This is a genomic window from Natrinema longum, from assembly GCF_017352095.1.
Lineage (GTDB): Archaea > Halobacteriota > Halobacteria > Halobacteriales > Natrialbaceae > Natrinema > Natrinema longum.
This window is the reverse complement of the sequence record NZ_CP071463.1, coordinates 261,852-284,278: the sequence shown is the minus strand read 5'-3', so window position 1 is coordinate 284,278 and position 22,427 is coordinate 261,852. Positions and strand designations below refer to the sequence as shown.

21 protein-coding genes are annotated in these 22,427 nt (G+C 65.7%); 13 read left to right on the top strand and 8 right to left on the bottom strand.

The genetic code is table 11. The features are described from left to right. Positions 1 to 61: 61 nt before the first annotated feature. Together J0X27_RS01350 and J0X27_RS01345 are read right to left on the bottom strand one after the other, a co-directional pair. Positions 62 to 226 (bottom strand): hypothetical protein, encoded by a 165-nt coding sequence (locus J0X27_RS01350; RefSeq protein ID WP_169924347.1) that lies wholly within the window; start codon positions 224 to 226, stop codon positions 62 to 64. A gap of 702 nt (positions 227 to 928) precedes the next feature. Continuing rightward, positions 929 to 1,147, bottom strand: a complete 219-nt coding sequence (locus tag J0X27_RS01345; protein WP_207270703.1) for a DUF8106 domain-containing protein — start codon at positions 1,145 to 1,147, stop codon at positions 929 to 931. A 381-nt stretch (positions 1,148 to 1,528) separates the two neighbouring features. On the opposite strand from J0X27_RS01345, the gene J0X27_RS01340 reads away from it, so the two are divergent. Further along, positions 1,529 to 2,695, top strand: a complete 1,167-nt coding sequence (locus J0X27_RS01340; RefSeq protein WP_207270702.1) for a hypothetical protein — start codon at positions 1,529 to 1,531, stop codon at positions 2,693 to 2,695. Positions 2,696 to 2,784: 89 nt separating this feature from the next. Here J0X27_RS01340 and J0X27_RS01335 read toward each other — a convergent pair whose 3' ends face one another. Next, complete coding sequence (locus tag J0X27_RS01335; RefSeq protein ID WP_224214691.1) at positions 2,785 to 3,828, bottom strand: M48 family metallopeptidase; 1,044 nt, start codon at positions 3,826 to 3,828, stop codon at positions 2,785 to 2,787. A gap of 285 nt (positions 3,829 to 4,113) precedes the next feature. Between J0X27_RS01335 and J0X27_RS01330 the strand changes: the two genes are divergently transcribed. Continuing rightward, positions 4,114 to 4,512, top strand: a complete 399-nt coding sequence (locus tag J0X27_RS01330; protein WP_207270701.1) for an SPW repeat domain-containing protein — start codon at positions 4,114 to 4,116, stop codon at positions 4,510 to 4,512. Between the two features lie 26 nt (positions 4,513 to 4,538). Here the strand turns inward: J0X27_RS01330 and J0X27_RS01325 are convergent, their stop codons facing one another. Continuing rightward, complete coding sequence (locus tag J0X27_RS01325; RefSeq protein WP_207270700.1) at positions 4,539 to 5,528, bottom strand: nucleoside recognition protein; 990 nt, start codon at positions 5,526 to 5,528, stop codon at positions 4,539 to 4,541. Between the two features lie 121 nt (positions 5,529 to 5,649). Between J0X27_RS01325 and J0X27_RS01320 the strand changes: the two genes are divergently transcribed. Then, a complete protein-coding gene (locus J0X27_RS01320; protein ID WP_207270699.1) occupies positions 5,650 to 6,243 on the top strand; it encodes an NADPH-dependent FMN reductase in 594 nt (197 codons plus the stop codon). 18 nt (positions 6,244 to 6,261) lie between these two features. Here J0X27_RS01320 and J0X27_RS01315 read toward each other — a convergent pair whose 3' ends face one another. Then, positions 6,262 to 6,906, bottom strand: a complete 645-nt coding sequence (locus tag J0X27_RS01315) for a hypothetical protein (RefSeq protein WP_207270698.1) — start codon at positions 6,904 to 6,906, stop codon at positions 6,262 to 6,264. Positions 6,907 to 7,341: 435 nt separating this feature from the next. Here J0X27_RS01315 and J0X27_RS01310 point away from each other — a divergent pair, with 435 nt between their 5' ends. The 7 genes from J0X27_RS01310 to J0X27_RS01280 all read left to right on the top strand — a co-directional run bounded on the left by J0X27_RS01310 (position 7,342) and on the right by J0X27_RS01280 (position 17,260). Next, complete coding sequence (locus tag J0X27_RS01310) at positions 7,342 to 7,872, top strand: hypothetical protein (RefSeq protein WP_207270697.1); 531 nt, start codon at positions 7,342 to 7,344, stop codon at positions 7,870 to 7,872. A gap of 191 nt (positions 7,873 to 8,063) precedes the next feature. Beyond that, positions 8,064 to 9,116, top strand: coding sequence for a DNA-methyltransferase (locus J0X27_RS01305; protein WP_207270696.1), 1,053 nt, complete (start codon positions 8,064 to 8,066; stop codon positions 9,114 to 9,116). 120 nt (positions 9,117 to 9,236) lie between these two features. After that, positions 9,237 to 10,904: a gamma-glutamyltransferase family protein gene (locus tag J0X27_RS01300; protein ID WP_207270695.1), complete on the top strand. Its 1,668-nt coding sequence runs from the start codon at positions 9,237 to 9,239 to the stop codon at positions 10,902 to 10,904. A gap of 74 nt (positions 10,905 to 10,978) precedes the next feature. Next, positions 10,979 to 14,146, top strand: coding sequence for a PAS domain-containing protein (locus J0X27_RS01295; protein ID WP_207270694.1), 3,168 nt, complete (start codon positions 10,979 to 10,981; stop codon positions 14,144 to 14,146). Positions 14,147 to 14,253: 107 nt separating this feature from the next. Then, positions 14,254 to 14,553 (top strand): HalOD1 output domain-containing protein, encoded by a 300-nt coding sequence (locus tag J0X27_RS01290; RefSeq protein ID WP_207270693.1) that lies wholly within the window; start codon positions 14,254 to 14,256, stop codon positions 14,551 to 14,553. A gap of 115 nt (positions 14,554 to 14,668) precedes the next feature. Further along, positions 14,669 to 15,547, top strand: coding sequence for a universal stress protein (locus tag J0X27_RS01285; RefSeq protein WP_207270692.1), 879 nt, complete (start codon positions 14,669 to 14,671; stop codon positions 15,545 to 15,547). A gap of 300 nt (positions 15,548 to 15,847) precedes the next feature. Beyond that, a complete protein-coding gene (locus tag J0X27_RS01280) occupies positions 15,848 to 17,260 on the top strand; it encodes an aryl-sulfate sulfotransferase (RefSeq protein WP_207270691.1) in 1,413 nt (470 codons plus the stop codon). Positions 17,261 to 17,422: 162 nt separating this feature from the next. Here J0X27_RS01280 and J0X27_RS01275 read toward each other — a convergent pair whose 3' ends face one another. Continuing rightward, on the bottom strand, positions 17,423 to 17,944 hold the full coding sequence (locus tag J0X27_RS01275; RefSeq protein ID WP_207270690.1) for a DedA family protein: 522 nt from the start codon (positions 17,942 to 17,944) through the stop codon (positions 17,423 to 17,425). A gap of 120 nt (positions 17,945 to 18,064) precedes the next feature. Between J0X27_RS01275 and J0X27_RS01270 the strand changes: the two genes are divergently transcribed. Beyond that, positions 18,065 to 18,517, top strand: a complete 453-nt coding sequence (locus J0X27_RS01270; RefSeq protein ID WP_207270689.1) for a metal-dependent hydrolase — start codon at positions 18,065 to 18,067, stop codon at positions 18,515 to 18,517. A 47-nt stretch (positions 18,518 to 18,564) separates the two neighbouring features. Here the strand turns inward: J0X27_RS01270 and J0X27_RS01265 are convergent, their stop codons facing one another. Continuing rightward, on the bottom strand, positions 18,565 to 19,056 hold the full coding sequence (locus J0X27_RS01265) for a metal-dependent hydrolase (protein ID WP_207270688.1): 492 nt from the start codon (positions 19,054 to 19,056) through the stop codon (positions 18,565 to 18,567). A 165-nt stretch (positions 19,057 to 19,221) separates the two neighbouring features. Here J0X27_RS01265 and J0X27_RS01260 point away from each other — a divergent pair, with 165 nt between their 5' ends. Then, the gene (locus J0X27_RS01260) at positions 19,222 to 19,623 is read left to right on the top strand and encodes a RidA family protein (RefSeq protein ID WP_207270687.1); all 402 of its coding nucleotides are present in this window, start codon (positions 19,222 to 19,224) and stop codon (positions 19,621 to 19,623) included. A 33-nt stretch (positions 19,624 to 19,656) separates the two neighbouring features. On the opposite strand, the gene J0X27_RS01255 is transcribed toward J0X27_RS01260, so the two are convergent. Beyond that, a complete protein-coding gene (locus tag J0X27_RS01255; protein ID WP_207270686.1) occupies positions 19,657 to 20,676 on the bottom strand; it encodes a lysylphosphatidylglycerol synthase transmembrane domain-containing protein in 1,020 nt (339 codons plus the stop codon). Between the two features lie 120 nt (positions 20,677 to 20,796). On the opposite strand from J0X27_RS01255, the gene J0X27_RS01250 reads away from it, so the two are divergent. Beyond that, positions 20,797 to 22,374 carry a sulfatase gene (locus J0X27_RS01250; protein ID WP_207270685.1) on the top strand — a complete coding sequence of 526 codons (1,578 nt, stop codon included), beginning with the start codon at positions 20,797 to 20,799 and terminating at the stop codon, positions 22,372 to 22,374. The last annotated feature ends 53 nt before the right edge of the window (positions 22,375 to 22,427 follow it).

Sequence of the window (22,427 nt, the reverse complement as noted above, 5' to 3'; positions counted from 1 at the left end):
CACCTCCGACGAGCGAGATCGCGAGACGCCCCGCGACGCCACGCTCCGGGTGACGAACCCGTCAGGGTCCGGTGTGACCGTCGGGAAGCGTGTTGACCGGATAGAAGACGAATTTCTCGTCTTCCCAGTCGATTTCGGCCGCGATGACGTCAGATTCGAAGAGGCGAAACAGGAAGTAGGGGCTCTCTATCGAGAGCTCCGAACTGTTGTCGTCGTCGCCGTTCATGTACTCCCTCGGAGATGTCAACGTATATGACTGCTGAGACACGGGATAGCAGGTCGCATTCGTACACCGACGGCGGGACGCGGCGGAGGCCGTGCTACCGATGTGACTCGGATCGACTGTCGCCGGGCGGCGACCGATGGCGGGGGACCACGCGCGAGTCGCGCGCGGTGACACTCCGACGAGCCGGGTTTCGATCTGATCTCGAGAAAGAATCGATGTCCGTGAGACGACCGCGAGGTCGCGTCTCGGGGAGTACCGTCAGCCGAGGATGCCGTAGTAACCGCCCGTTACGAATTCACTCCGGGTGAGAGGAATTGGGCACAGTTGGGACACCAGACGGTGTTGTCGGCTCGGCGCTTCTGTTTACTCCCGCAGTCGGAACAGCGCTCGGCCGAATAGCGAACCATACCATCCATCACGAGAGCGCGATTATATCCCTTCCGAATCGGCTATTTAAAGAGATAGCGCGGCTGAAAGTCACGTTCCGGTGACGATCACGACGAGCGAGAGCCGCCGATCGGCCCCGAACGAGGTTCTCGATCACGTCGCCACTCGAGGGAGCGTCTCGAGGAGCGAAACGACGCGAACAGTGGCCGTTCCTCGAGGACGTCGGTCGATGTGCGACGACTCCTCGAGACGGCTCGCGACGGCGGGACGCCGTCGAAACGGCCGCAAACGGGACGGCGCGAATCGACGGTCCGGCTAGCAACAGAGCGTCTCCGTCCGCTTCGGGGTCGAATCGGCGCTGGTCGGTCGGGAATCGATCGTCGTCTGACAGTCGGGGCACTCGTACTCGAGTCGGTCGTCGTGGGCGCGGACGAGCCAGTCGCCGCCGATGGGACTCTCGTGACCGCACTCGAAGCAGTGAAGCGTCGCCTTCCGCGACGAGACTCCCTCGAGTGGGGAACTGATTGCGTTCATTAACAGGGATAGGGCCCGAACCCGAATAACGTTGTTGACGGCCGCAACAACTCCTATCGTCCCATCCCGGTCGTCCGCCGGCAGTGGGGACCCCACTCCCTCGAGACCGTGACGCCGAGCCCGCGTGGGGGAGAGTCGAGCGGACGACGGACCCTCGAGACACCACGACGACCCGACGAACCGAGCGAGGCCGTCACTCGGATGTGGACCGCGGCGGACGGGGTTCCCAGTTCGTGTTATTAAACTAAAATTTTAACTGTAATTGAATTGAACTCCGATCGTGTGCGTCGGGCGGATCGCCGCGCGGGCCACAGCGGTCCGCTGGCACACCGCCACGGTAGCACCGTTCCGTCGAACGCAGCTCAAATTTCCACATCACCGATGACCGAGCACACCACTAGCGACACCGCATACTACCGTCGGCTCGACGATCGACTGACCACCGTCGCGACGACTCCCGGAGCGACCGTCAGGAGCGTCCTTCGCGATACCCGTGGTGCATTTCCGACGGTCGCCTACGAGCGGTTACGACACCTGGGTCTCGCCGACGAACTCCCCGAGGGCGACCCCGCATCGGTCGACGCCGCCGAAGCCGTCCGGACGCCCGAACTCCACCCGCTCGATTTCGAGTGGTACTTCACCGACGATTCCGTGGCCGATATCGCGGCCACGCTTCGCGATGCGGGCAACTCCGTCCTCTGTCTCGGCGCGCCGACGGTCGCCGCCCGCCTCGCCCGACGTGGCGTTCCCGTGACGCTCGTCGACCGCAACGACCTCTTCGAAACGCGGTTCGAAACCGATCTCGACTCCCTTCGCTTTTGCCAGGCCGACGTCCACGAACCGTTACCCCTCGAGTCGACGTTTCCGGTCGTCTTCTTCGACCCGCCCTGGTATCCGGAGCACACGGAAGCGTGGCTCTATCGCGCCTGCCAGCACGTCCGCCCCGGCGCGCGGCTCTACTTCGTGTTGTTCCCGCCGCTCGTCCGGCCCGCAGCGCTCGCCCAGCGAACCGACCTGCTCGAGACGGCCCGACAGGTCGGTCGCGTCTCGATCGACGACGACGCGATCGGCTACCACACGCCGGCGTTCGAACGGCGAATACTACAGGACAGCGACGCCCCCGTCGTGGCCGACTGGCGGCACGCGGATCTCGCCAGCGTCGACGTGAGCGACCCGGGCGCGCTGGCCGGGCCACCGACGGTCTCGGGAGGGTCGGAGTGGGACACCTTCGTGACGGACGGCCAGGTGGTAAAACTGCGACGGACGGTCACGGACGGGACGACGGACGTCCTCGCCCCGATCGACGGCTGTGACGGCTACGTCCTGCCCAGCGTCAGCCGCCGGGACGCACGCCGGCAGAACGTCGACCTCTGGACCTCTCGCAACCGCGTCGCGACGGTCGGCGATCGTGCCGTCGTTGCCGAGGGACTTCGCTTGCTCGAGACCGGGATCGACCGCTCGGCGCTTTCGGCCGCCGAGTTCTCGACGACGGTCCCCGCCAGCAGGAAAGAGACGCTCGTGACGGAGTTAAACGCCATCCTCGAGTAGCCACTCGTCGCTTTTCGTCGAGAGGAGCCAGAGGACACGCCACTCCCACCGCTGTCGTTCGCGTCGGTGTGCGGCGACGTTCGGACGTATCAGTGGCGACGAGAGCCGTCCCGGCCGTCGGACACCTGCTCGAGAACCAGCCCCTCGAGGCGGGCGATGCGCTCGTCGGTACTGGGATGGGTTCGGAACAGGTCCCACGATCCGGCCGGGGTCTCCCGCGGGAGGATGTCGAGCGCGCTGGCGGACTTCGCCCAGGTGCGTTTGTCCTCGCTGGGTCGTTCGCGACCGTCGTCGAGCGTCTCGAGGGCGCTGGCGAGGTCGCTCGGGGAGCCGGTCAGTTCCGCGCCGGCCCTGTCGGCGGCGAACTCCCGGCCACGCGAGAGGACGGCGATACCGAACTGACAGCACAGTTGCTGGACGGTGGTGGTGGCCGTCAGCAGCGCCCAGAGAACGAAATAGGCGACGTAGGCCAGGGGTTGGCTGAGCAGCAGCCGTCGCGTCGGTGGCTCGTCCGATCCGATGTGTTCGGCGACGAGCAGCGGCGTGAGCACGAGATCCATGATCCGGCTATCGCCGTTGACGAGGTGGCTGAGTTCGTGGGCGATCACGGCCTCGAGTTCGGCCGCCGAGAGCCGACTGACCAGCCCGGTCGTGACGATGATCGTCCCGTCGAGACGGCCGCCGACGGCGTAGGACTCGGGACGCCGGCGGTCGGCGACGTAGACGTCCGGCTCCGGGATGGCCGTCTGCTGGGCGAGCCGACGGGTCATCGCGGCGATGTCGGGATCGGTCTCGGACGCGGGGGCACCGGATTCCCCCAGTTCCGCCCGAAACTGTCGGATTTCCTCACGGACGGGCCAGTAGTACAGGACCGGCAACAAGACCGCGCCGGTCGCGACGACGATGGGAATCGGGTTCGCGAGCACGGTCGAGAGCAGTCCGTAGGCGTCCCCGGGAACCGGCAACAGGAGTATCCCGAGGACGAACGCAGCCACGAGGAGGACGAGCCAGGACAGGAATCCGCCGACGAGGATCGCCGTGCCGGCGATGAGTATCGAAACGACCGTCAGCACGGTCAGTGCGACGAGCATCCGCCAGAGCAGGGATAACTGCATTCGAGCGGTACCGTTCATGTAACTCCCACCTCGGAACGGGGGTGTCCATCGGATCGGTAATCAGTGTTGCGGGTCGGGGGTCATGTCAGTAGTACGGATGGCTCGCGGTGGCGGGACTCGAGTGCGAGCGAGCCATGCTCGAGCGACCGTCGAGTCGATTCTGGCGACGAATCGACGCCTCGGCGTCTTGGCCGACGACTCGTCGGCTCGGTGGTCGGGCAGCCACTGAGGAACGGAAACACCGTTCCCAGGGTATAAAACCGACCGACGCGCTGAAATATATCGATCGCATTACAACTAGGTATGAGCCGGACACGATCCGCGGACGGTGCAGCCGTGTTAGTCGAACGGACGGCCGGACTGACCGCAGCGCTGGGTGCGTTCGTCATGGTTTCCTCGGCCGTCTTCACGATCACCGATACGATGGGGATCCACAACGTCCTCGTCGGTGCGGTCGTCGCCCTCATCGCGTCCGTACAGGCGTATCGGGTCAGTACGACGCACAGCCCGAACGTGGTCCTCGCGGCACTGCTCGCAGTGCTTGGCGTCTGGATCGCGGTCGCGCCGATCGTTCTCTTCGACGTGAGCCGCGAGCTGGTACTGGGCGTCAACGGCGTCTCCGGTGCGCTCATCGCGATCCTCTCGCTGGCCGGCGTCTACGGGAGCCTCCGAACGTCGAAGCCGACAGCGGCGACCGCCTGATACCGGTCGCAGTCGGTTCGTCCGCCCTAGACCAGGAAGAAAACGCCGATCGCCACGAGAATGAACGCGGCTTTCAGACAGACGTTGACGACGATTACTTTCGTTCCGAACGCCGCTCCCCAGATCCCGAACTGGAAGGGGATCGACCGCTTGACCGTCCCGATCGTCAGCGAGACGAGGCTGCCCACGAGCAGCGTGATCACCGCTTCCGACGGCGTCAACACGTCACCGATCAGGGGGGCGACGGTGATCGCGCCGGTCGTCGGATCGACCAGCGAGACGAGGATGACGGGCACCGCTGCTGCCGGCAGCCCGAGCAGGCCGGCGATCGGCTCGAGGAGGGCACCCGGATCGTCGATCCCGACCGACGCGAACGCCGCGAGGATCCGATCGGCGTACTCGAGCGCGAGGAAGACGAGCGAGTAGACCACTGCCAGTCGCGGGACGATCGAACGCAGGCGATCGAAGGTGCTCTCGGCGGCCTCGCGGAGTTTGTCGCGGTTCGTTCGTGGTTCTTCGTCGGGGAGGTCCGGCTCGAGGGCACCGCTGTCGTACTCGTAACCACGCAACAGGAGGGCACCGGCCAGCAGGCCGACGAGGGTGATGGCCAGCGAGATGCCGGCCCGCGCGCCGACGTACATGAGGCCGACCTGCAGGCCCAAAATCGGGACGAGAACGGGCCCGTAGTAGGTGAAGATGTGCTGCACGAAGCCGAAGAACGTGTTGATGACGACGGCGATCAGGGTGGCGCGATCGTCGAGGAGGCCGGCCTCGCGAAACTCCGCGAGCATGCCGTATCCCGCCGTCACCGAGACCGCGTTCGTGAGGACGGCGGTTCCGACTTCCGACGGGAGGTTCGCCGGCTCCGTCACATATCGTCCGACGCGCGCGACGACTGCGACGAGTCCGTACTCGACGGCGAGGTTTGCCAGCCCGACGCCCGCACCGATCAGGACCGCGATCGTCAGCACGCGCGGGAGCGCTTCCTCGAGGAGCACGGGCAGGACTGACTGCACGACGAGGGGTTTGCCGTCCCGCGAAAAATGGGTATCGAATCCGGAGACCGTCTCCGGCAGGTTCATATCAACGAGCGATCGTTTCGGGTGGCTTTTCCCGCTTCCGGTCGTCCGGAGGGGTATGAGCCAGAGCGACGTTCACGTGGCTGCACTCTGTGGCAGTCTCCGCGAGGGAAGTTACACCCGGACCGCACTCGAGTCCGTCCTCTCGGCCGCCGAGGACGCCGGCGCGACGACCGAACTGCTCGATCTCCGCGAGTACGAACTCCCGACGTTCGACGCGGATCGCGACCGCGAGGCGGCGGGCGACGCCGAGGTGCTGGCCGAGCGCGTCCGCGACGCCGACACCATCGTGCTCGGCTCGCCGATGTACCACGGATCGTACGCCTCGCCGCTGAAGACTGCGATGGATTACTGTGGCTTCGACGAGTTCGAAGACAAGACGGTCGGGTTACTGGCTGTCTCGGGCGGGGCCTTCCCCGTGACGGCCCTCGAGCACATGCGGTCGGTCTGTCGGGCGCTGAACGCGTGGGTGATCCCCCACGAGGCGGCGATCCCGAACGCGAGCGCGGCCGTCGAGGACGGCGAGTTCGTCGACCCGAAACTCGAGGAGCGGGTCCAAACGCTGGGGCGGCGAGCGGTCCAGTACGCCGCGATCGAGCCGGATCCGGACTCCTTCGAGAGCGATCAAAACGTGGGCGCGGCGGGGAAGTGATCGGGACGGGCGAGACGGTCAGGGGTCGAGGAACCGCCGGAGCCGGTGGTAGTGTGCGAGGAACGCGAAGAGACCGAAGACGACCACCCCGATCTGCAGGGGTTCGATCAGAACGACGACCGTCGTGACCCCGACCGAGAGCGGCGGTGTGGAGAGTCCCCAGTCGAAAAACCAGGCGGTAGCGAGCAGCGTCGAGCCGCCGGCGGCCAGCAACAGTCCCGAAACGATCGGCGTCTCGGCGATGTGCGGCCCCGACGAGCGGCTGAAAACGCGGTGCTCGAGGGCGAACTGCACGCTGAGGATGCCGGCGAGGAGACCGGAAGCGAGGGTAACGCCGGCCACGCCCCCGACCAGTTCGGCGACGAGGAGCCAGACGATCCAGCCGGCCGTAAACAGGAGTGCTACGGCGAGCCGGCGTGGCTGCAACACGTCTCCGGGGTGGGTAACGGTGACGCCGAAGATCCCTGCCCTGGAGAGCGCGCCACAGAAGAGGAGTCCGAGCCCCGCGAGTGCAGTCGACGTCGTCCGGGAGCCGACGACGAGAGCGAACCAGCAGCCGACTGCGATCGTTTCGATGACCGCGGTCGAGAGCGCGGCAGCGGTGCCCATGACGCGTCGCCGCGTCGTTCGACCGAGGGCCCGTGGCTGGCGGATAACGCTCATATCATGACCCCATTCCGGGGAGTCCCTTTCGTTATGGGAGCCTTTCGTCGGCCGGCTCGGAGCGCGCCGGCCGTCTGCGATCGGCCGGGGTACTACCACGTTACCGGCGTGATCGATAGCCGGAGCGACACATCCCATCGGAACCGCAACCGAGCGCACGGTCTCCGTCTCGCGGAGCGCACCTGGCTCTCGGTGGACATCGATCGGACAGGAGAGGGACGGTATTTCGGAGAACGGACAGTGAGACGCCGTCTCGATCCCGTTCTCGCCCGTTCGTAATAGATCCGTTCGATCGGTGTCGGCTAGTGGGAGCGTCCGTAATAACCGATTATACTGTCGGACCGATTGAATGATCACTCCGTCGGGGACGACGAGCGTAGCCCACTGTGGAAACGGTGGACAGAACTATGTACGGTGGTGTGGTTGTAGCGGATTATGCCGGAGATGGAACAACAAGACGAAACGCTGTCCGAACTCATCGTCAAAGAAGCGATCAGTAAAGGAATGGATTCCCCGATGCGCGAATCGATCCTCGAGGCGGTCGAGGAATCGGAGGGGGGAGGATCCGGCAGCCGGCTTCCGCTCGCAGGGGTGCTGTTCGGTCTCGGCGCGGCCGTCGGGTTCCTGGCAGGTCGACAGTCGCCCGAACTCGAGGAGTCGTCCCTCGAGGAACCGGAACTCATCGAGGACGTGATGGAGACGGCCGAGGAGGGCGGCGAGGAGATGGCCGAGACGACCGAAACCGAGGAGAGCGACTCGGGTTCGCGGCGACTGCCACGGCTCCTCCTCGTACTGGGTGCGGTCGCAGGGGCGGTGGTTCTCCGCCGTCGGCTCTCCTCCGACGCCGAAGAGGAGTGGGAACCGATCGAGGAGTTCGAACCGGCGACGGGCGGCGAGACGGAGGAGGAGACGGACGAAACACCGGCGGCGGCGGACGAGACGGACGAGGAGATCGACGAGGAGTAAGCGGACGGTACCGACTCGAGTGAGCGGACGGCAACAGCGTGGTCTCGCGTACCCCCATCGGTTCCGTGGCCCGTTTTTTCGGCGATCAGTGTCCGTCCACTCGAGTCCTGCGAGGGCCTGCTACGGTTCCCTGTCCCGAGAGGAGAGCGAACCACAATAGGCTAAGGGAGTGACGCCGACAGGGTAACGTAATGGAGACGACCCACCGCGTTTTCGTCGGTGACTCTCGTGACCTATCGCAGGTGACCGACGACTCCGTCGAACTCGTCGTCACGTCCCCGCCGTATCCGATGATCGAGATGTGGGACGATCTCTTCACGGAGCTCGACCCGGCGGTCGGCGAGGCGCTGGCGGCCGGCGACGGACGCGACGCGTTCGAGGCGATGCACGCCCAGCTCGACCGCGTCTGGGACGAACTCGAGCGGGTGCTGGTCGACGGGGGCATCGCGTGTATCAACGTGGGCGATGCGACCCGGTCGGTCGACGGGAGCTTCCGGGTCTATCCGAACCACGCCCGCGTGCTCGAGGCCTTCGAGCGGCGGGGATTCGATCCGCTCCCGGATATCCTCTGGCGAAAGCCGGCCAACAGCGCGGCCAAGTTCATGGGCAGCGGGATGATTCCGCCTAACGCCTACGTCACCCTGGAACACGAGTACATCCTGGTGTTTCGGAAGGGCGAAGAGAGCCGCTCGTTCGAACCGGGGGCCGACCGGCGCTACGAGGCCGCCTACTTCTGGGAGGAACGCAACCGCTGGTTTACCGACGTCTGGACCGACGTCAGGGGCGAGCTACAGGCGATTGACGCGACGGACGACGACCTCCGGGAACGGTCCGCCGCGTACCCTCTCGAGATTCCCTACCGCCTGCTGTGTATGTATTCGGCCTACGGCGATACCGTCCTCGATCCGTTCTGGGGGACCGGGACGACCACGCTCGCGGCGATGTGTGCCGGTCGGGATTCGGTCGGCTACGAACTCGAGGACGCCTTTCTCGAGGTGTTCGACGAGGGCGTCGAGGCGGTCCCGGCGCTGTCGCGATCGATCGGCCGAGCGCGTCTCGAGCGCCACCGCGAGTTCGTCGACCGCCGCCGCGAGGAGGGCAAGGGATTCGAGTACGACGCGGACTACTACGAGACGCCGGTCGTCACGAAGATGGAGCGCGGGATTCGGCTGCGCGAAGTGAGCGCGGTCCACGAGACCGACGATGGCTACCGACTCGAGCACGCGCCCCTCGTCCTCGAGTGAGACGGTCCGCTGTACAGATGTCCCGGCGCAATCGCGAACCGCCGTGGGTGTCCGGGTCGTCCCGACGATCGACGCGTGGCGGGGGACTACTATTTTGAGCGTCGGCGTTTCGCTATAGGTATGGACGACTCAGTGGACCTGGATCGGTTCGACTCGCGGCGCTCGACCGTCTACGCCGCCCGCGGGATGGTTGCGACGAGCCAACCGCTCGCGGCGGAGGCCGGCATCTCGATCCTCCGCGACGGCGGCAACGCCTTCGACGCCGCGGTCGCGACCGCAGCCGCGTTGAACGTCGTCGAACCTACCTCGACGGGGCTGGGCGGCGACGTCTTCGCACTCTATCGGACCGCCGACGGCGAAGTCGGCGCGATGCGTTCCTGTGGCGGTGCCCCGACCGACGCGACGATCGACGCCGTCAGGAGCGCTCTCGAGGCCGACGACGATCCCGAGCGCTATTACCCCGCGTCCCGTGGCTACGCCGTCGACGGCGACGCGAGCGGGGACGAGCTCGGGATGCCCTTCCTCGGGCCCCACGCGGTGACGGTCCCCGGTACCGCTCGGGGCTGGGAGGCGACCGTCGAGCGACTGGGGCGGAAATCGCTGGCGACGGTTCTCGAGCCCGCGATCGAATACGCGACCGAGGGGTATCCCGTCTCGCCGGTGATCGCCCACCACTGGTCGAGCGCCGAGGAGTTGTTCGTGGACGATCACGCCCGCGAGGCGTACCTCTTCGACGGCGAGAGCCCGGAACCGGGGCAGACGGTTCGATTGCCGAACCTCGGCGAGTCGTTGCAAACGATCGCCGACAGCGGGGCCGACGTCGTCTACGAGGGAGCGATCGCCGACGAGATCGTCGCGGAGATTCGGGCGGCGGGCGGCTTCATGACGAAAGACGATCTCGCGGCGTTCGAACCCGAGTTCGTCGACCCCGTGAGTACGAGCTACAACGGCGCGACGGTCTACGAACTCCCGCCGAACAACCAGGGGCTGATCGCCCTCGAGGCGCTGAACATCGCCGAGGCGATCGACGCGGGGGGACACGACTACGACTCGTCGGAACGGGTCCACGCCTTCGCCGAAGCGACGAAGCTCGCGTTCGTCGACGGCCACCACTACGTCGCGGATCCGGCCTTCGAGTCGGTCCCGCCCCTCGCCTCGAAAGCCTACGCTCGAGAGCGGGCGCGGGCGATCGAGCCGGAGCCGATACGGGACCCCGAGATCGGGGTTCCGAACGCGAGCGCCGAGGATTCGGACACCGTGCTCTTGACCGTCGGCGACGACGAGGGCAACCTCGTCTCCTACATCAACTCCCGCTTTGCCGGCTTCGGGAGCGGCCTGGTCGCCGGCGACACCGGCATCGCGCTCCAGAATCGCGGGGCGTCGTTCTCGCTCGATCCCGACCATCCGAACAGCCTCGAGCCGGGCAAACGCCCGTTTCACACGCTCGTGCCCGCGATCGCGAAGTTGGGCGACGACGACTGGATGGCGTTTGGCGTCATGGGCGGCTACATGCAGCCCCAGGGTCACGTCCAGGTGCTCTCGAACGTCGTCGACTACGGGCTGTCGCCACAGGCCGCACTCGACGCACCACGCTGGCGATACCGCGAGGAGGGAACGCTCGGCGTCGAAGAACGACTGCCGAATACGGCCGAACTCGCACGGACGGGACACGACGTTCGGGTCCTCCCCCCGGTCATGTTCGGCGGTGCACAGCTCGTTCGTCGACGAGGAGCGACCCTCGCCGGGGCGACCGAGCCGCGCAAGGACGGGCTCGTGATCGGCTATTAGTATCGGACGTGACCCCCGATCCCTGAAGCGGAGATCGACGCGAACTTTTTATTCGTCCCGGCCGACGAAGCGGTATGGCTCGCGGTCTCGAGGGCGTCGAGACGACCCCGGTTCGTACCCTTGTAGTCGGCACGTCCGACTGGCTCCGGACGGCCACGGCGGGGCTGGCAGACGAGTCGGTCACCGTCACGGGGTCCGTGTCGTCGGCGTCCGAACTCACGGACGAGCGGATCGACACGGCAGACTGTGTCCTGACCGACGACCGGGACGTTCTGGCCGCGCTCGGCGAGACGTGTCCGATCGTGTACGCCGTCGATCCGGCCACCAACGAATCGGTCGCACAACTCCGAGCGGACGGTGCCACCGACGTGATCGCCACGAGCACGATTCAGGAGCCGCCACTGGTGGCACATCGGCTTCGGCAGGCTCTCGAGTACGATTCGATGCGACGAGAGGACGACCGTCGCGTGGACTGGTACCAGGCATTGATCGAACAGTCCTCGGACCTGTTGGTCATCCTCGACGAGGGTGGTGAGGTCACGTACGTCAGTCCGGCGGTCGAACGCGTCGGCGGGTTCGATTCGTCCAGAATGCGCGGGGCGCACATGCTCGATTACGTCCACCCCGACGACATGCAGACGGTGGCCGACGCGTTCGAGGACGTTTGTGAGGCCGAGCGCGGCTCGACGCGGACCGTCGAATACACGTGTCAACACGCGGACGACACCTGGTACGTTCACAAGGCCGTCCTCACGAATCGACTCGGAGACGGGACCGTCGACGGGATCGTCGCCTCGATTCGAGACATCACGACGTATCACCGAATCGAACAGGAGCTCAGCAAGTCCTTCGAACGCGTTACCGACGCCTTCTACGCCCTCGACGCCGACAGGCGATTTACGTACGTCAACGATCGGACACTCGAATTGCTCGATATCGATGGCTCGGAGCTGCTCGGTCGGAAGGTTCTCGATGTGTTCCCGGAAATGGAGGGCTCGGCGTTCGAGACGGCAGCCGTCGCGGCGATGGACGACCAGGAGCCCCGGACGGTCGAAACGTACTTCGACCCCTACGGCGGCTGGGTCGAAGCACGGATCTATCCCTCCCCCTCGGGACTCTCGGTCTACTGGCGGGACGTCACCGAACGTGTCGAGCGGGAACAGGACTTGACCAAGCGGACCGAGCGGTTACAGACGCTGGTCGAGAACGTCCCCGTCATCCTGTTCGTTCTCGACGAGAACGGGACGCTCACGCTCTCGGAGGGACGGGGACTCGAAAACCTCGGCTTCGACTCCGAAGACGTCGTCGGCAAGTCGTTTTTCGACGTGCTGGAGGACTACCACGAGGCGTGTGCCGACGCGAGGACGGCCCTCGAAGGGGAGGCCGTCCACTCACGCAGACGGATCTCCGATCGCGTGCTCGAGACGTGGTATCGGCCGATAACGGACGGCGAGGGTGATACCGTCGATCGCGTGATCGGCATCGCGAACGACGTGACCGAACGGGTGCAGTATCAGGAGGCGCTCAATGCATTGCACGAGGCGACCAGTCACCTGCTGACCGTCGAATCGAAAGACGAGGCCTGCGAGTACATCGTCGACGTCGCAACCCACGTCCTCGAACTCGACAGCGTCGTCTATCGGTTCGACGAGCAGAACAACGAACTCGAGCCGGCGGCGGCCGCGTCGGCCCTCGAATCGGCCATCGGCCCGCCGCCGCGGCTCCAGCCAAACGACAGCATCACCTGGGAGTCGTTCGTGACCGGCGACGCCGTCGTCTACGACGACGTGAGATCCGACGGTCGGGTCTACGAGGAGGGGACCGCCGCCCGAAGTGGCCTCTACGTCCCGCTGGGTGAACACGGCGTTCTCGTCGCGCTCTCGACGACGGTCGGCGAGTACGACGACGAAACCGTCGAGCTCGCCCAGTTGTTCGCGACGGCGGCCGAGGCCGCACTCGATCGGATCGGCCGGACGCGCCGACTCCACGACCGCGAGCAGGAGCTCAAACGGCAGAATCAACATCTCGAGCGGCTCAACGACGCTAACGGGGTTCGACAGGATCTCGAACAGCTCCTCTTGCTGGCCGAATCCCGCACCGAGATCGAACGCGGAATCCCCGAGCGCCTCGCCGAACTCGAGGCGTGCTCGCTGGCCTGGATCGGCGAGCCAGACCCCAGTGGCAATCGGCTCCAGTCACGCTCCCACGCCGGTTTCGAGCGCGGGTATCTCGATGCCGTGACGGTGACGACGGTCGATAATTCGGCCGCCGAACCGGCGGGGCGGGCTGCTCGCACCCGAACGCCGGTCTACGTCGAGAACGTCGCGGAATCGGTACACGACGGAGACTGGCGGAGCGATGCCCTGTCGCGAAATTTCCAGTCCGTCTTCGCAGTGCCCCTCGTCTACGATGGGTTCCTCTATGGCGTCCTGTCGATCTACGGTGAGAAGCGGGACGGGTTCGACGAGACGCTTCGATCGATGCTGAGCGAACTCGGCGAAACGATCGCGTACGCGATCGACGCCGTCAAGCGAAAGAACGCGCTGGTCGGCGACAATTACACCGAGGTCGAACTCGAGGTCGCGGCCGATGCGACCCTCTGTCAGCTCGCGGCCTCGCTCGAGAGAGCCGTCACCTACGAGGGGGCGACGGTCCGCGCCAACGGCTCGCAGCTCGTCTTCGCCGCTGTCGAGGGAGCCGCCGACGGATCGGTGGCCGCCATCGACGAGACCACACTCGAGGGGATCAGTGGCGTGTCGACGATCGCCGAACACGAGGACGAAACGTTGCTCCAGATACAGCTCACCGATCCGTTTCTCGGATCGATCGCCGATTCACACGGCGCGCGGTTACGGGAGTTCGTCGCCGACGAATCCGGTGGTCGCGCGATCGTCGACGTCCCGGACGCCGTCGAGGTCCGCGACGTATTGGCCAATATCACCCGAAGCGGCCCGTCGGTCTCGATGGTCGCCAGACGCGAGCAACGCACGAACGATCCCGAGACGATCGACGGCCCCGCGCGCAACACCTTGCTCGAGACGTTTACGGATCGGCAGCGGGAGGTCGTCCAGACGGCCTACCACGGCGGATTTTTCGAGTGGCCCCGGCAGGCAAACGGCGAGGAAATCGCCGGCTCGCTGGACATTTCCCCGCCCGCGTTTCACAAACACGTCCGGTCGGCCGAGCGAAAGCTGTTCGCGGCCCTGTTCGAGGGGACGACCGGTGAGGAGTTAACTGATTAACCATCCCCTTCGAGACCCGTTATACAGTTAACGACCAGACTCTTTACAACAACTCGTGAACGAGAGAATGACTTCCCACGGACGTACTGGGGGTACGTACAACATATATGACAGAGATGAGTTCACGATCACCGGCGACCGAAATGGGGGATCAGTATTCCGTGCAATACGATAGACTCGACGACGAACCGCTCAGCGTTGCCGTAGCGGAGGCAGTCGCAACGTTTCGCAACGAAGCCGTCACCGAGATCGAGCCGCTGCATTACTCGATCAACGCCGACGCGCTCGAGCGGCTGTTCGAACCGCGTGCGAACGGTCTCCGCTCGGGCGGTTCCGTCACGTTCGAATACAGCGACTGTCTGGTAACGGTCACTGCCGGCGGCGAAATCCATATCGAATCAGCCTAGCGATCGGTACCGCTCCGTCGCTTCTGCCTTTTCTCCGATCGCTTCCGCGACAGCTGAGCGGCCACGACGGGCAGCGTCCAGTACATGTAAGCGGGTCGGTGTTGAACCTCGTTCCATGACCACTCGACTGCTCGTCCCGACCGACGGGAGCGATTCCGCGAGGGCGGCGCTCGAGCACGCACTGGATATCGCCGCCGATCGGGATGCGACCGTCAACGTGCTCTACGTTGCGGACACGAACGAACCGAGTCTAACGCAACTCGGCGGCGACGTCGTAGACGTCCTCGAGCGTGAAGGCGACGAGATCCTCTCGGATGCCGCCGCACTCGCCGAGGATCGTGGCGTCTCCGCTACCACGACCGTCGTTCAGGGCGATCCGCGAAAAACGATCGCGGACCACGCCACCGTCGACGAAGTCGATCTCGTGGTGATGGGGGCCCACGGGCGACGCGGGATCAGCGAGTACGTCCTCGGAAGCGTCACCGACTACGTCGTGAATCGGAGCGAGGTTCCCGTGGTGACCGTCCGTGGGGCCGACGACGCGACACGGCGCTACCCCTACGCCGACGTGCTCGTTCCGACCGACGGCAGCGACCACGCGACGGCCGCAGTGGAACGGGCCGCGTCGATCGCAACCCGACACGGCGCGACGCTCCACCTGCTATCGATCGTCGACGAACTGCCGGAAACGATCGCCTCGGGGTCGTCCCAACTCTCCGAACAACTCGAGGAGAACGTCCAGGAGGTCCTCGACGAGGCCGAAGCGATCGCGAGACGAGCGGGGGCCGATCCCGTGACGACGACGGTATCGACCGGTTCGGTACCACGAGAGATCACCGCCTACGCCGACGCGGAGGGGATCGACCTCGTCGTGATGGGGACCCACGGTCACACCGGACTCGATCGACACCTGCTCGGCAGTTTTAGCGAGCGCGTGATCCAGACGTCGCCGGTGCCGGTCCTCACCACGAGACGAACGGCCGAACGTGACTGAGACGGTTTGCTGTCCCTATTTTCGGTGGGACCGCAGGGCGGTCCCGGTCCCACCGGCACTGACGGACGGGAGACCGTCTGAGACCGGCTGCTGGCACTGGGTCCCGGCCCCCCGCCCCACTGCGGGTCGCGGCCGGGCCAACGCTGACTGCCAGTCCGCCGCCTGAACGCGGTCCCCGAACCGCGTCGTCGCTGTCGATTCGGGGCGGAAACGAGTTAGAAAAAATACTTGTGTCCGATCGATGAACCAGAACCAAATGGTCCGCACAACGGTGCTCACGTGCTCGCCGGTGATCGAATCGTGACCGAGGGATCGCGTCCATCGCTCGCTCGGTTCCGGTCGGCACTGTCGCGAAACCGACTCCGAATCGCGTTCGTAGCGATCGTCCTCGTGTCGGCCGCCGTCGTCGTCAGCGCGTCGTCGGGCGGGATTTCGACGGCGTCGAAAGAAGCCGTTCCGAACGCACCGGAGACGGACAACCATACCGTCGTCACCGAATCGGGCCGTGCCGGAACGATTACGGCCTACGAACCCGACGGCGACGTGCTCTACTACAACAACACGCGAACGAAGTACTTCGACGTCGACCCCGTCGAAGACGACCCGCTGACCGTCGAGTACACCGCGACGGACACGATCCACACCGAGGGACCGGCCTGTTCCGATCCGCCCTGTGCGCGAAACGTCATCGAACGGGCCGACCTCGAGACCGGCGAGGTCGAGGTGCTCTACGAGCGCTACGATTACAAGGAGACCGCCGGGGAGTGGCACGACGCGGACCGCATCAACGAGAGCCACGTCGTCGTCGCCGACATCGTCGCGGATCAGGTGTTCGTCGTGAACACCGAGACGGAGGTCGTCGAGTGGCTCTGGGACGCCCAGAGCGACTTCCCCGTCGAGGAAGGCGGCCCCTATCCGGAAGACTGGGCCCACGTCAACGACGTCGAATACATCGACGAGGGCGAACTGGAGGGGACGATCATGGCCAGTCTCCGGAACCAGGACCAGGTCGTCTTCCTCGACCGAGAGGAGGGCCTGCTCGAGGACTGGACGCTCGGGGCGGAAAACGAGTACGACGTGCAGTACGAACAGCACAACCCCGATTACATCCCCGAGAGCGAGGGCGGCCCCGCCGTCGTCGTCGCCGACTCCGAGAACGGACGCGTCCAGGAGTTCCAGCGCGAGGACGGCGAGTGGAATCGTACCTGGGAGTGGGAAGACGATCGGATCCAGTGGCCCCGCGATGCCGACCGGCTCCCCAACGGCAACACGCTGATCACCGACACCCACGGCAATCGCGTGATGGAGGTCAACGCCACCGGTGATATCGTCTGGGAGGTCGGCTCGACGCTGCCCTACGAGGCCGAACGCCTCGAGACGGGTCCCGAAAGCGAGGGCGGCCAGAGCGCGGCGGCGCTGGGCCTCGAGTCCCGGACCGAAGCCGACACCGGCGGCGGTGGCGATAGCGGTGGCGGCGGGTTCGACATCGATCCGCTCGGATTCCTCGGCGATCTCATCGAATCCGTTCTGCCCCACCGGATCTACAACGGACTCCTCTTTGCGACGCCCGTCTGGATGGGCCAATCGGAGTTCGCCGCCATCGGGATCGCGCTCGTGAGCGGACTCACGTGGCTCACCATGGAGATCAGGTGGCAACTCCGTGACGCCGGCATCAGGTTCCGGCTGCCCGTCTACCGAGGGGGCGGCGACTGATGCCCGCGCTCGCTTCTCGGTCGTCCGGGTAGGCACGGGGTCGCTCGAATCGGGCGAGACGACCTCGACACGACCTCGTTTCTGGGACCGCTCGAGCGTCACCGTTCTCGAGACGACCGCGAGAGTCGCTGGTATCCGAGCGAAGGACTACGCGATCCCCGTCTAGGCGAGCAGGTGGCCCCCGAGGAGGTAGAGCGCGGCGAGGATCGACTGAAAGGAAAGCGACCCAACCGCCGACAGGACGGCAAACGAACGCCACTCCATCTCGGACAGGCCGGCGGGCACGGTGGCCAGTCCGCGAACGAACAGCAACGTGTTGCTTACCGGAACCGCGAGTGCGCCCCAGCGGTCGAACCAGCCGTCGAAGCGCTCGAGTCGCGACTCGGTGATCGGAAACCAGCGCTTTCGCAGGACGTACTCGCGACCGGCCCGACGGACGAGATAGAACAGCCCGCACTGACCGATCGTCGTGCCGACGACCGCGACGGCGACGATCGTGATCGACTCGGGCATCGACGAGCCGATCAGGGCGAGTGCGGCCGGGACGACGAGTTCGCTCGGCATAAAGCGGAGCAACATCGCCCCCTCGAGCACGCAGATCCCGAACAACACTGCGAACGCGAACTCCGACGTGAACAGCGACTCGAGCCGGGGCGGCGTGTCCTCGAGTTGCAGCGGGAGCATAGCGGTCGGTACTGTTCCCGTGGTGTAAGTACTATTGGTCTCTCCGAGTGCGTGCGATACGTCTGGTCTCCCCGCCGCGAACCACAAGCTATCTTCGGGAGCCGTCCGAAGGGAATCGTGATGGGGCCGGGACGGCTCGCGTTCCTCGCTGGAGCGTTCGCGACCCACGCGATCGTCGGCTACGCACTCGTTCGAGGGGGTACTGGAGCCGATCCGCGACTCGGAATCGTGTTCGGGCTCGTTCCCGACGTGGATTTCCTCTTTCTCTCGGAGTGGGGGCAGCCGTTCGTCCACCGCGGGATCACTCACACGCCCCTGTTCGTGCTGGCGGTCGTCGCTGGCAGCTACGCGATCGCTCGCAGTCGAGAGATCGCGGCCGCCGTCGCTCTCGCATTGGGGTCACATCTCGTTATCGACGCGCTCTCTCCGATGGGAATCGACCCGCTATTCCCGCTCGAGACGAACTGGAGTCCCGGGCTCCCGGTACACGGACCGACCGCGACGGTCGTCCTCTGGACGGCGTCGGTCGGGCTTCTCGCGTGGCGAACCGACGCGTTTCGATCGGGCGACTAGCGCCCGTGGCAACGGATCGGTCGATCTCGGCGCGGGCACGGCGACGACTACGAGATCGGCTGCCAGATCGCCAGACTCATCGACGCGGACAGCGCGATCGATCCGACGAGCAGGAACGCGCGGTTGATCCGACCGTTCTTGGACGCGAACCAGTCCAGCGTGACGTGGGCCCGCCAGAGTGGTGCGAACGGGGTGATCCCCATCGGCGTCACGAGATCGCCCGCGAGGTGGGCGAGGATGCCACAGACCCCGAGGACGAACCCGAACTCGAAACTACCATCGATCCCGACGTTCGAGCGCGCGAGGAGCACTGTTCCCGTCCCGGCGACGAACCCAATCAGGAGGGCGAACCAGACGGTGTGCGTCGGCCCGCGGTGAGCCACTCGGTCGATTCCGTTGTCGATGTCGGGGAGGGTCGCCGTGGCGAGGACGAGTACACCACCCCAGAGAGCCGCCTCGAGCGAGTGGCTGGCGGCTATCAGCGGTACGAACGGCGCGTACAGGAGCGCGTTGAATCCGGCGTGGCCGTCTCGGTACATGCGTTCGGATCGTCGGCCACACTCGGATCCGCAAGCGGTTAACTGCTCGGGGAGGGCGACATCGACGAGACAGTCGTGACGCCCCTCTCCGACGACGCCGATCCCGTTCGCGACTACTTCCACATGATTGGTAACATATAACCTGGGGCGGGGGAGAGGCCCGATATGGGACACGATCGAATCGACCCGGAGGGTATCGCCGATCCAGTAGACGATCTCTACTCGCAGGTAGTCGTTTCGTCGGGCGAAAAGACGATCCACGTCGCCGGAACGACCGCCCGCGATTCGGATGGTCTCGTCGTCGGTGAGACCTACGCGGAACAGATCGAGCAGACGCTGACGAACGTCGAGGCATCGCTCGCTGCGGCCGGCGCTGATCCAGCCGACGTCGTTCGACAGACGATCTACGCGCTCGACTGTGACGCCTTCGTCGAGGAAGCGTACCCCCACGTCGTCGACTTCTACGGCGACGACGCGCTCCCGGCGTCGGCACTGATCGGGGCCGACAGCCTCGCCGATCCCGACTACCTCCTGGAACTCGAGGTGACGGCGGTCCTCGAGGAGTAGCGACGACGGTCCGACGGGTCCGGCGAGCCCGACTCACCGCAGTGCCCGAACGCCAAAGCCCGACACCGAGAGCCCGCCGATCAGGACCGGCATCCAGTAGATCGCACCCCGGAAGATGAGTACGGCCGCGGTAACCGTCGACGCCGGGACGCCGGTGGTCGGGACGAGCAGCGTGACGAACGCGGCCTCGATCCCCCCGAGTCCGCCCGGAAGCGGGGCTGCACCCGCGAGGTTCGCGAGCGGGATCACGAACAGCAGGACGTACGGCGGGACGGTCTGTCCCAGTGCGGCGAACGCGATCAAGAGTGCGGCCGTCTGGAAGAGCCAGCCACACAGCGACAGCCCGATCACCGCCGAGAGACGCCACCGATCGGTCGCTACGCGTTCGATGTTTTCGAAGAACCTGCCCATCCGATCCGTCAGGTCTTCCTCGAGCGTCTCCGAATCGAAGCGATCGAGGCCGAGCCGGCCGAGACGCGGGGCGATGATCGCCGGGAGACGATCGATGAGTCCATCCCGGTACCGCCAGACGAGCACCATGACGACTACGATAGCTCCGATCAGTGCGATCGCCGACCCGACGGCCGTCTCGAGGCGCTCCCCGATCGCTGCGGTGGTCGCGTAGTAGCCGACGCCCACGAGGACGAGCGAGATCGACGGGATCACGTTGAGGACGTCGACGGTCGCGATCCCGACGAGTCCGGTTTCGTAGCGGGCGTCGGACACCTTCGAGACGAGCAGGGCCGCGATCGGTTCGCCGCCGGCCTGCCCGAAGGGCGTGACGTTGTTGGCGAAGACGGCACCGGCGTAGACGAAAAACGACTTGACGAGGGGGATCTCGACGTCGAGAGCGGCGAGCACTGTTCGAAGCATCAGGCTCCAGGCGGCCAGCCAACAGAGAGCGAGGGCGAACGTGGCGGCGACCAGGGATGGGGTCGCGGAGAGCAACGTGTCGATGACGCTCCGTGCGCCGACGAGGAAAAGCAGGACGGCGAAGACCGCAATCGCCCCGAACGCTCCGATGAGGAATGCCCGCCGGTTTCGCTCGTCCATGGCTGGTATGAATCGTCATCGAACTTGAAACGTCTGATCGACGTCGGCGAACGCGGCGTGACGGTCGGCCGTCCGGGTAGTTCAATCGATTTATTTGCGTGGAGGTGAGTAACGCCAGTAATGGAGCCGACTCGCCAGTCGAACGTCCTCTTCGTCGTGCTGGATACGGTCCGAAAGGACCGGCTCGGTCCGTACGGCTACGAGCGGGAGACGACGCCCGAACTCTCTCGGTTCGCCCAGGAGGCGACGGTCTTCGAGTCAGCAGTCGCCCCCGCCCCGTGGACCTTGCCCGTCCACGCCTCGCTGTTCACCGGCCGTTATCCGAGCCAGCACGGTGCCGACCAGGGGAGTCCCTACCTCGAGGACGCGACGACCCTCGCGTCAGTGCTGTCGACGGCCGGCTACGACACCGCTTGTTACTCCTCGAACGCCTGGATCACGCCCTACACCGGGCTCACCGACGGGTTCGACCACCACGACTCGTTCTTCGAGGTCCTTCCCCGCGATGTCCTCTCGGGCCCGCTGGCGAGCGCGTGGCAGACCGTCAACGACAACGAATACCTCCGGGACCTCGCCTCGACGATCGTCCACCTCGGAGCGAAAGCCCACGCCAAACTCGCCAGCGGCGAGGGCGCGGACTCGAAGACACCTTCGGTCATCGACCGCACGAAGTCGTTCATCGACGACAGCGGGAGCGACGAGGGCTGGTTCGCGTTCGTCAACCTGATGGACGCCCACCTCCCCTACTACCCGCCCGAGGAGTACCGCGAGGAGTTCGCACCCGGCGTCGATCCCGACGACGTCTGTCAGAACTCCAAAGAGTACAATTCCGGAGCGCGGGCGATCGACGACGACGAGTGGGAGGCGATCCGCGGGCTGTACGACGCCGAGATCGCACACATGGACGCCGAACTCGGCCGGCTGTTCGAGTGGCTGCGCGAGACCGGACAGTGGGACGAGACGACCGTCGTGGTCTGTGCCGATCACGGCGAACTCCACGGTGAACACGACCTCTACGGTCACGAGTTCGCCCTCTACGACCAACTGATCAACGTCCCGCTGCTGGTGAAACACCCGGAACTCGAGGCCGACCGGCGCGACGACCTCGTCGAGTTGCTCGATTGCTATCATACGGTCCTCGAGGCACTCGACGTCGACCCCGAGACCGTCGTCACTCGGGCAGCAGACGGCGAGCCCGTCGCTCGCGACCCGACGCGATCGCTGCTCTCGAGCGAGTATCGGGCGTTCGACGGCACGGCCGATCCCGATCCCGGCCAGCAGGCCGTCCTCGAGGGGGACGGGGACGCCGATTACGGGTTCGTCGAGTACGCACAGCCGGTCATCGAACTCCATCACTTAGAGGAGAAGGCCAGCGAGGCGGGCATCGAACTCGCGGACGATCATCGCGCGTACGCGAGGCTTCGCGCCGCCCGCAGTACCGACGCGAAGTATGTCCGCGCGGACCGCATCCCGGACGAAGGGTATCGGCTCGACGCGGATCCGGACGAGGAATCGGCCATCGAGCCGTCCGACGACGAGACCGTCGCCGCGACCGAACGGGCGCTCGCGAACTTCGAAGACGCCGTCGGCGGCGCGTGGGACGACCCGACCGAGGCGGACAGGGACGAAGCCGATGCCCTGGCCGAGGCCGACGAGGAGACACAGGAGCGGCTTCGCGAACTCGGCTATCTCGAGTGATACGGTTTGCTGTACCGATGTACCGGTGGGACCGCAAGGCGGTCCCGGTCCCA

Bases quoted from the DNA above. Each gene is read 5' to 3' on its own strand.
- J0X27_RS01285 (WP_207270692.1), top strand. From the start codon at position 14,669: ATGACCACTCGACTGCTCGTCCCGACCGACGGGAGCGATTCCGCGAGG.
- J0X27_RS01330 (WP_207270701.1), top strand. From the start codon at position 4,114: ATGAGCCGGACACGATCCGCGGACGGTGCAGCCGTGTTAGTCGAACGG.
- J0X27_RS01260 (WP_207270687.1), top strand. From the start codon at position 19,222: ATGGGACACGATCGAATCGACCCGGAGGGTATCGCCGATCCAGTAGAC.
- J0X27_RS01265 (WP_207270688.1), bottom strand. From the start codon at position 19,056: ATGTACCGAGACGGCCACGCCGGATTCAACGCGCTCCTGTACGCGCCG.
- J0X27_RS01320 (WP_207270699.1), top strand. From the start codon at position 5,650: ATGAGCCAGAGCGACGTTCACGTGGCTGCACTCTGTGGCAGTCTCCGC.
- J0X27_RS01275 (WP_207270690.1), bottom strand. From the start codon at position 17,944: ATGCTCCCGCTGCAACTCGAGGACACGCCGCCCCGGCTCGAGTCGCTG.
- J0X27_RS01300 (WP_207270695.1), top strand. From the start codon at position 9,237: ATGGACGACTCAGTGGACCTGGATCGGTTCGACTCGCGGCGCTCGACC.
- J0X27_RS01295 (WP_207270694.1), top strand. From the start codon at position 10,979: ATGGCTCGCGGTCTCGAGGGCGTCGAGACGACCCCGGTTCGTACCCTT.
- J0X27_RS01340 (WP_207270702.1), top strand. From the start codon at position 1,529: ATGACCGAGCACACCACTAGCGACACCGCATACTACCGTCGGCTCGAC.
- J0X27_RS01305 (WP_207270696.1), top strand. From the start codon at position 8,064: ATGGAGACGACCCACCGCGTTTTCGTCGGTGACTCTCGTGACCTATCG.
- J0X27_RS01290 (WP_207270693.1), top strand. From the start codon at position 14,254: ATGACAGAGATGAGTTCACGATCACCGGCGACCGAAATGGGGGATCAG.
- J0X27_RS01345 (WP_207270703.1), bottom strand. From the start codon at position 1,147: ATGAACGCAATCAGTTCCCCACTCGAGGGAGTCTCGTCGCGGAAGGCG.
- J0X27_RS01335 (WP_224214691.1), bottom strand. From the start codon at position 3,828: ATGAACGGTACCGCTCGAATGCAGTTATCCCTGCTCTGGCGGATGCTC.
- J0X27_RS01250 (WP_207270685.1), top strand. From the start codon at position 20,797: ATGGAGCCGACTCGCCAGTCGAACGTCCTCTTCGTCGTGCTGGATACG.
- J0X27_RS01310 (WP_207270697.1), top strand. From the start codon at position 7,342: ATGCCGGAGATGGAACAACAAGACGAAACGCTGTCCGAACTCATCGTC.
- J0X27_RS01270 (WP_207270689.1), top strand. From the start codon at position 18,065: ATGGGGCCGGGACGGCTCGCGTTCCTCGCTGGAGCGTTCGCGACCCAC.
- J0X27_RS01350 (WP_169924347.1), bottom strand. From the start codon at position 226: ATGAACGGCGACGACGACAACAGTTCGGAGCTCTCGATAGAGAGCCCC.
- J0X27_RS01315 (WP_207270698.1), bottom strand. From the start codon at position 6,906: ATGAGCGTTATCCGCCAGCCACGGGCCCTCGGTCGAACGACGCGGCGA.
- J0X27_RS01255 (WP_207270686.1), bottom strand. From the start codon at position 20,676: ATGGACGAGCGAAACCGGCGGGCATTCCTCATCGGAGCGTTCGGGGCG.